The organism is Mesorhizobium sp. M1329 (assembly GCF_040318035.1).
Taxonomy (GTDB): domain Bacteria; phylum Pseudomonadota; class Alphaproteobacteria; order Rhizobiales; family Rhizobiaceae; genus Mesorhizobium.
Window position 1 is genome coordinate 47,871 of the sequence record NZ_JAMYLN010000040.1, and the last position, 6,647, is coordinate 54,517.

General features: G+C 62.9%; 10 protein-coding genes and 1 pseudogene. 5 read left to right on the forward strand and 6 right to left on the reverse strand.

What is annotated here, in order from left to right; translation table 11 throughout:
* Positions 1-13: 13 nt before the first annotated feature.
* Positions 14-1,096, reverse strand: coding sequence for a LacI family DNA-binding transcriptional regulator (locus tag NKH21_RS28605; RefSeq protein ID WP_352662853.1), 1,083 nt, complete (start codon positions 1,094-1,096; stop codon positions 14-16).
* Positions 1,097-1,261: 165 nt separating this feature from the next.
* Here NKH21_RS28605 and NKH21_RS28610 point away from each other — a divergent pair, with 165 nt between their 5' ends.
* Positions 1,262-1,405 (forward strand): hypothetical protein, encoded by a 144-nt coding sequence (locus tag NKH21_RS28610; RefSeq protein ID WP_352662850.1) that lies wholly within the window; start codon positions 1,262-1,264, stop codon positions 1,403-1,405.
* 62 nt (positions 1,406-1,467) lie between these two features.
* Positions 1,468-1,611: a hypothetical protein gene (locus tag NKH21_RS28615; protein ID WP_352662847.1), complete on the forward strand. Its 144-nt coding sequence runs from the start codon at positions 1,468-1,470 to the stop codon at positions 1,609-1,611.
* 26 nt (positions 1,612-1,637) lie between these two features.
* Here the strand turns inward: NKH21_RS28615 and NKH21_RS28620 are convergent, their stop codons facing one another.
* Both NKH21_RS28620 and NKH21_RS28625 read right to left on the reverse strand, forming a co-directional pair.
* On the reverse strand, positions 1,638-2,006 hold the full coding sequence (locus tag NKH21_RS28620) for a DUF423 domain-containing protein (protein ID WP_352662844.1): 369 nt from the start codon (positions 2,004-2,006) through the stop codon (positions 1,638-1,640).
* A gap of 53 nt (positions 2,007-2,059) precedes the next feature.
* Positions 2,060-3,319 carry a multidrug efflux MFS transporter gene (locus tag NKH21_RS28625; protein ID WP_352662841.1) on the reverse strand — a complete coding sequence of 420 codons (1,260 nt, stop codon included), beginning with the start codon at positions 3,317-3,319 and terminating at the stop codon, positions 2,060-2,062.
* A 198-nt stretch (positions 3,320-3,517) separates the two neighbouring features.
* Between NKH21_RS28625 and NKH21_RS28630 the strand changes: the two genes are divergently transcribed.
* Both NKH21_RS28630 and NKH21_RS28635 read left to right on the forward strand, forming a co-directional pair.
* Complete coding sequence (locus NKH21_RS28630) at positions 3,518-4,180, forward strand: GntR family transcriptional regulator (protein WP_352663357.1); 663 nt, start codon at positions 3,518-3,520, stop codon at positions 4,178-4,180.
* Positions 4,181-4,276: 96 nt separating this feature from the next.
* Complete coding sequence (locus NKH21_RS28635; RefSeq protein ID WP_023674477.1) at positions 4,277-4,534, forward strand: DUF982 domain-containing protein; 258 nt, start codon at positions 4,277-4,279, stop codon at positions 4,532-4,534.
* 51 nt (positions 4,535-4,585) lie between these two features.
* On the opposite strand, the gene NKH21_RS28640 is transcribed toward NKH21_RS28635, so the two are convergent.
* Both NKH21_RS28640 and NKH21_RS28645 read right to left on the reverse strand, forming a co-directional pair.
* Entirely contained in the window at positions 4,586-4,744 is a 159-nt protein-coding gene (locus tag NKH21_RS28640) for a hypothetical protein (RefSeq protein WP_254817539.1), read from the reverse strand.
* A gap of 112 nt (positions 4,745-4,856) precedes the next feature.
* Positions 4,857-5,900, reverse strand: a complete 1,044-nt coding sequence (locus NKH21_RS28645; protein WP_352662838.1) for an aldo/keto reductase — start codon at positions 5,898-5,900, stop codon at positions 4,857-4,859.
* Positions 5,901-6,221: 321 nt separating this feature from the next.
* Between NKH21_RS28645 and NKH21_RS28650 the strand changes: the two are divergent.
* Positions 6,222-6,326, forward strand: a pseudogene (locus NKH21_RS28650) (polyphosphate kinase 2); the annotation flags it as partial.
* Positions 6,327-6,440: 114 nt separating this feature from the next.
* On the opposite strand, the gene NKH21_RS28655 reads toward NKH21_RS28650, so the two are convergent.
* On the reverse strand, positions 6,441-6,647 hold a 207-nt coding region (locus NKH21_RS28655), incomplete at its 5' end, for a hypothetical protein (protein WP_352869207.1).

Genomic DNA, 6,647 nt, shown 5'->3' on the forward strand with positions numbered 1-6,647 from the left:
CGATCTGCCCCAGTCAGCCTGTACTTGGCGGCGGTCCGGACGATGCCCTGACGACAAGTTCGACATCGAGCGTTTCTCGCCGCACCGTGCCGTCGAAGTCGAGGATTCTTCGCGCTGCCCGGCGGCCGATCTCGGCGATCGGCTGGGCGATGGTGGTGAGCGGAGGCTCGCAAATTGCGGCTTCAGGCACGCCGTCGAAGCCGACGACGGAAACATCGCGGGGAACCGCGATGCCCCGTGCGCTGAGCCATTCCAATGCCACCATCGCGATCCGGTCCGACATCGCCAGGATGGCGGTCGGCGGCTCCGCCGAGGCGAAGATGGTTTCGAGACCAGCCTTTGTGCTCGCCTTGTCGTTTTCGGTCTCGTAGACCGGCACCTTGGCGGTGTCGACACCAAACCGGGAAAGCTCTTCGAAATAGCCGAGGAGGCGGTCACGGGTCCCGGTATAGGACGCCGTCCGGACCTGCTCGGGCGAGACAAGACCGGTGCTGTCGTCGGCGAATGCCAGCGACAACACGGCGAAGCGGCGATGTCCAAGTTCCGCCAGATGGCGCGCCGCGAGCCGGCCGCCGGCAACATTGTCGATACTGATCGCCGAGACCGTGTCGTCCTGCGAGCCGAGCTCGAGCGCGACGAACGGGAGCTTTCGTTCGCGCGTCAGCTCGACGAGGCGCGGACCGCCCTCGATGCAGAACAGGATGAAGCCGTCCACCAGGGCGCTCTGGATATTCCAGGCAAGTTTTTCCTCATTGCCAGCCGACACGAGGGCTATCCCCGCGCCGGTTGCGTCGCAGGCTTCCGAAATGCCGGCCATCATCACGCGGGCAAAGGGGTCGTCGAAGAAATAGGACAGCGGCTCGGTTGTGGCGACGCCGATTGCATTGACCTTGCCAGCGCGCAGCAGCCGGCCCTTGGGATCCGGGCCGGCGTAGCCCAGCGCCTCGGCCGCCGCCTTGACCCGCTCGCGAACTTCCTCGCGCACGATTTCGGGACGGCTGAAGACATTGGAGGCAGTGCCGTGCGATACGCCCGCGGCCTTGGCGATGTCCGCTAGCCGGATGGGTCTCCTGCCGCCTTCGGTGAGTGATGCCATTTGTTTGTCTCCAGGACTCCTGTCCGACAGTACACCGATTGCGTAGCACTTTCGTTGGATCGATTCAAATTTTTGCTTGACATTTATGGTGCGACGCGTATCATTTGAATCGATCCAAGAGCGTTGTTCACCCGTAGATTGGATCGATACAAAAAGGAGAGTGCCATGCACCCCGTCAATTATCTGTTCGAGGACATTTACCGGAACGACTGGAGCATCCGCTCGAGCGCGGAGGCCCGTAAGGGGCGCGACAGGACCGGTCCGTGGATTCGCGACCTGCGTTTCCTCGTAGGACGCAAGTGGAGCTGATCGGCGGCCTATTTTTTGTGCCCGCTGATTGGATCGATTCAAAAAACTAGAGGAGATAAGCCATGCACCCGATCAAGCATCTGTTCGAAGACATCTATCGCAATTATTGGGGCATCTCTCCGGCCACCGAACGGCCGGAGCGACGGCGTGTAGTCAAGACGACCAAGCGCGACGGCCAAGTCCGGCCCGAACGTCGCCAAGACTGACAGAGCCGGGGAACCTGGCTGCCGCGTCAAGGGCGCGGGCGTACCAGCGCCGAGGCGGCCATCACCAGCCAGCCGCCGATGAGCAACGTGCCGCCGATCGGCGCCGACATCGGGAACAGCCGCGAGCCAAGGAAGTCGCGGGCCAGAAGATCACCCGAGAACAGCAGAAGCCCGACGAGGAGGATGAGGCTTCCGGTTCGCAGCATGCTATTGCCACCGAGCAGCCCGACGGCAAGGAAGACCGGCGCATGCATGAGCAGGAAGGACGCGGCCGTACCGACGAAAGCGCCGCCGAGATGCGCCGCCGCCGCCGAAAACGCCACGCCGGTTGCGCCGCACAGGCCGCCCGCAAGAACCAGAATGCGGCCGCCTGCCGCGTGTTCATCCGTGCTCATTTCCACGTCTCCGTGATTCCTGGCGACCGCCTGAGATAGTGCCGCTAACCGTGTCAGGATTTACCGGCTTCCGCTAGCATGTCGCGTTCGCGGCGCGACTGTACCAGCCAGTTATAGGCCGCTCCGCCCGCCATCAGAACGGATGTGCCGAGAAACACCGAGCGCATACCGAAATGGCCGCCGACAAAGCCGCCCAGCAATGGTCCGGCGACCTGCCCGACATATTGCGCCGAGATCGACAAGCCCAGCACATTGCCGCCGACGCCGTCGGGCACATTGTGGCGGATGACGCTGGTGATGCAGGGCAAAAGACCGCCAAGCGCCAGGCCCATCAGGAAACGCAGGCCGACGAGTTGCCAGCCCTGCGTAACGAAGGCCTGCGGGACCAGCAGCAACGCCGAGACGGCGAGTGCGGCAACGATGACGTTCCAGTGGCCGATACGGTCGGCGAGCCTGCCGAGCTGCGACGCCGATAGGATGGCGCCGAGCGCTGCCGCGGACATGACGATGCCGGAGACCAGCGTGACCTGGCTCTGATCTTCGATGAGCTGCTGGACATAGACGGTGATGATCGGCTCGATCGACATGGTGGCGAAACTCAACAGCATGCCGGTCGCCAGCATGGCGACGACGGGGCGCTTGTCGGGAATCTGCGACCAGCCGCCTTTCACTTTTTCTTGTGACGCGGCCTTGGCGGCAACCGGGCGAGGGGCCTCCTTGATCAGCAAGGTGGTTGCCAGAAACGCCAGGAAAATGACGCCGCCGGCAAGCAGGAATGTGGCGCGGATGCCGATCAGCGGCGGCAGCGCGCCGCCGAGCAGCGGACCGACCAGGGCACCGGCGGTTATGCCGGCCGACAGCACGCCCAGCGCCCAGCCGGAGCGATCCTTCGGCGTCTGCATGGCAACCAGGATGGTCGAGCCCGAAGAATAGCCGCCGGCAAAGCCGATCAGCAGGCGCAAGAGCACCAATTGCCAGACGGTCTGCACCATGCCGGTCAGCGACATGCACAGCGCCATGCCGAAACTGGCGCGCACCAGCATTAGTTTGCGGCCGTAGCGGTCGCCTAGCCGCCCCCATAGGGGCGCGACCAGCGCGGCAGCAAGGAAGGTGGCGCCGTAGGCGATGCCCGACCACTGCACGATCGCCGCGTGGCCCTCTGCGCCCAACTGCTCGACGTAAAGCGGCAGGAAGGGCAACAGCAGCGTCATCGCTACAAGCGTGCTGAACGAGCCGGCAAAACACACGGCGAGATTGCGACGCCAGTGGACGTTGTGCGTGCCTTGCATGGCGAGGGTGGCGTCTTGCGGCATGTTATGTCCTGTCCGGCCAGCTAGCATGAAAACTTGCTGTGGATACCGATTTGGGATACCAAGCTGGTATCTGTCATGAACGCAAGCCCCGTCGCTGTCAATGCGGGCCTCTCAAACATGATCGACAAGGGCCGGCGTGATCGGCCAACGCTGGCCAGTGACCCGATTGCCGGAACAAATGACCTGAACGGAACGCCAATGTCGCAGATGCAGAACGTCGAAAAGCAGCTTCGCGAGATGATCCTCGGGCTCGAGATCGGTCCGGGCGAGCGGCTGACGGAGCGCTGGGTCGAAAGCCGCTTCGGCGCCTCGCGCACGCCGGTCAGGGCTGCATTGCTGCGGCTCGAGACCGAAGGCTTGATCTGCCGCGACAGCCGCAGCTGGACGGTCTCGCCCATCAATCTTGCTGAGCTCGAGCAGATCGCTGTCTATCGCGAGGCGGTCGAGGTCGCGGCACTCAGACTAACTTGCGCCTTGCAGGACAGAAGTGCCGTCGAAATCATCGAGGCGATGCTCGATTCTTGCGACGACAAGACGCCGCGCGAGGAATGGCATCGCGTCGGCATGGATTTTCATATCGAGCTGGCGCGTCTATCCGGCAACGAGTTCCTGTTCAGAGCGGTTCGCGACGCGATGACACGCCTGTCGCGCGCCCGTTGGCTCGAGGTTCGCGACGAGGCAGCGCTCGACCGTGCCTGGGCCCAACACCATGCCATTCTGTCGGCGGTGCGGGTCGGCGATGCCAATAGCGCCGCCCGCCTGCTTTCAGCCCATATCATCGGCAGCCGCGACCGGCTGGTGACCTCGCTGCGCAACGACCGGCGTGGCCTCCGCGCCAGGGGGTTTGCCGTCGTCGCTTGAGTGAGGATCGGCTGCCATTGATCACGAAAAGGGCAGATGAGCGAAGAATGCTACTTTCGGTCTCGCTTCGCAAATGCCGATGGCGTAAGAGCGGCGATGGAAAACAACCGATTTGACACACCCGTGACCGTCAAGGGCGCGGCGGGAAGCAATCAGCTCTTGCGTACGGCCCGCGAGGCTTCCGACTACCTCCTCAACAATTGGCCCGGCAAGCGCAGCCCCAAGCACCGCGAAGCGTTGCAAGCCTGTCATGATGCGCTGGCCGGCGACAAGCCGGCCATGAACGCAAGACGGGCCTTCATTGCCGCCGCTCGTGAAGTGAACGTCTTCGTCAGCGACAAGGCGCCCGCCTGAGGCATAGCGGGACTTGACCTAGGCCCGGCCCGCCTGACAGGCCGGATATCGTCACTCTGCCGTTTCGGTTTTGGTTTGGGACTCGCTCTCGCCCTCGGGCTTCGATCGCTCCTTGGCTGCGACCTTGGCAGCCTGCTTTTCCGCCTTCTTGGCAGCCTTCTGCCGGTCGCGTTCCTTGCGTTCCTGACCGTAGTTCGGTGCTCGTGCCATATCGTTTCCTTTCGTTGTGCTTGGCCTTTGCCTAGGAGCATTGGACCGCAAACACAACACCGCAAGGCACGATCGGCTCCATATCCCGGCGCTGTCCGGAGAGCCCGGCTTTTCAGGCGCCGTCCCGGTCGAGGACGAGATCCGCCGGCCCGAACCGGTCCTTTGCCGTGAATTGCTGGTGCCAGTAGGGATAGAGCACGGGCGGCCTGCTGACCACGTCGAGCCGTGTGCGCTCCTCATCAGCAAGCACCAGGCTTGCAGCGGCGATATTGTCTTTGAAATGCGCTTCGGTTCGTCCGCCGATCACCAGCGAACTGACAGCGGGCCGGCCGAGCAGCCAGGCAAGCGCCACCTGCGCCGCCGACACGCCGTGGTTGTTGCCGATATCGATCAGCACGTCGACGATCCGCCACAGCCGGTCCTCGTCGCGGATCGGCGGTTCCGACCAGCCGCTGAGCTGGCGGGCGGTCGGCTGGTCACGGTGGTATTTGCCGGACAGCAACCCGCCGGCAAGCGGGCTCCAGACCAGCACGCCGAGCCCCTGGTCGACCGAGATCGGCAACAATTCATACTCGGCCTCGCGCGCTTCCAGCGTGTAATGGATCTGCTGGGTGACGAAGCGAGGCTGGTGATGACGGTCGCTGATCCCAAGCCCCTTCATGACTTGCCAGCCGGAATAATTGGAGCAGCCGACATAACGGACCTTGCCCTGCGCGACCAACGTGTCGAGCGCGGCGGTGGTTTCCTCTAGCGGTGTCAGGCCATCCCACTCGTGCAGGAAATAGATGTCGATGACATCGGTCCTGAGGCGCTTCAGGCTCCTCTCGCATTCGCGGATCAGATGGTAGCGCGACAACCCTTCATCGTTGGGGCCTTTGCCGATCCGCATGCGCGCCTTGGAGGCGATCAGCACGTCGCCCTTGCGCTTGCCGCCGAGCGCCTCGCCGATGATCTCCTCCGACACCCCGTTCGAATAAACGTTGGCGGTGTCGATGACGTTGATGCCGGCATCGATGCAAAGGTCGATCATCCGGCGCGCCTCGTCGAGGTCGGTCTTGCCGACCGCCGAGAACGCGCCGCCGCCACCGAACGTCATGGTGCCCATGGTCAGCGTCGAAACCTTCAGCCCGGAACGGCCGAGAGTGCGGTATTCCATGTCTTATCCTCACGATTTATCGGGAAAGGGCGTTGCAAACGACAGCCCTCAATGAACCGGGTATTTGTAGGATAATTCGTTCTGCTTGTCGCCCGTTCCGCAGGGCAAGCTCGATCACATCTTCCGGATTGAACGCACAGCCAGCGCAGTAGTGGCTGCAATAAAACCGTCATTGCCGGCCTATACTAACGTCGGTCCAGCGCTTCGATTTCCGGCCGCCGGGCCGGGCGGCAGAGCGCCTGACAGCGGCCGGCAAGGCCTGTAAGCGGAGCAGCGCAAATGACCGAGATAAAACAGAATTCCCCGGCCAGGGACTGGCTGGAGGAGGTGCCGCACGAGGAGATCACACTGCCGGAGCGCGTCTTCAATCCCGAATACGAGCGCCAGGTACTGCCGCGCGAACTGTATGTGCCCGAGAAGTACTGAGGCAGGGGTACCCTTCTCCCCGTCACTATACGGGGAGAAGGTGCCGGCAGGCGGATGAGGGGCAGCGCCAACCTCGACAATTGAACCCGTCCTAGTAACGTTCATGGACAGAACTTATTCTGATACCATATTGCCATCGGTGGTATTGTCCGGCAGCGTAATCTTTGGTCGCTTGCGCCGCCCCGCATTGTCCTGCCGGGCATTTCTCCCCGTATAGTGACCAGGGGAATCGCATATGGCGATTTTGGGGTTGAGTTTAGGCTGAGAAAGGATTCTTTGGAGAGGCAGTTGAGCGAAGGAGCGACTGCCATTTCCTGCCTT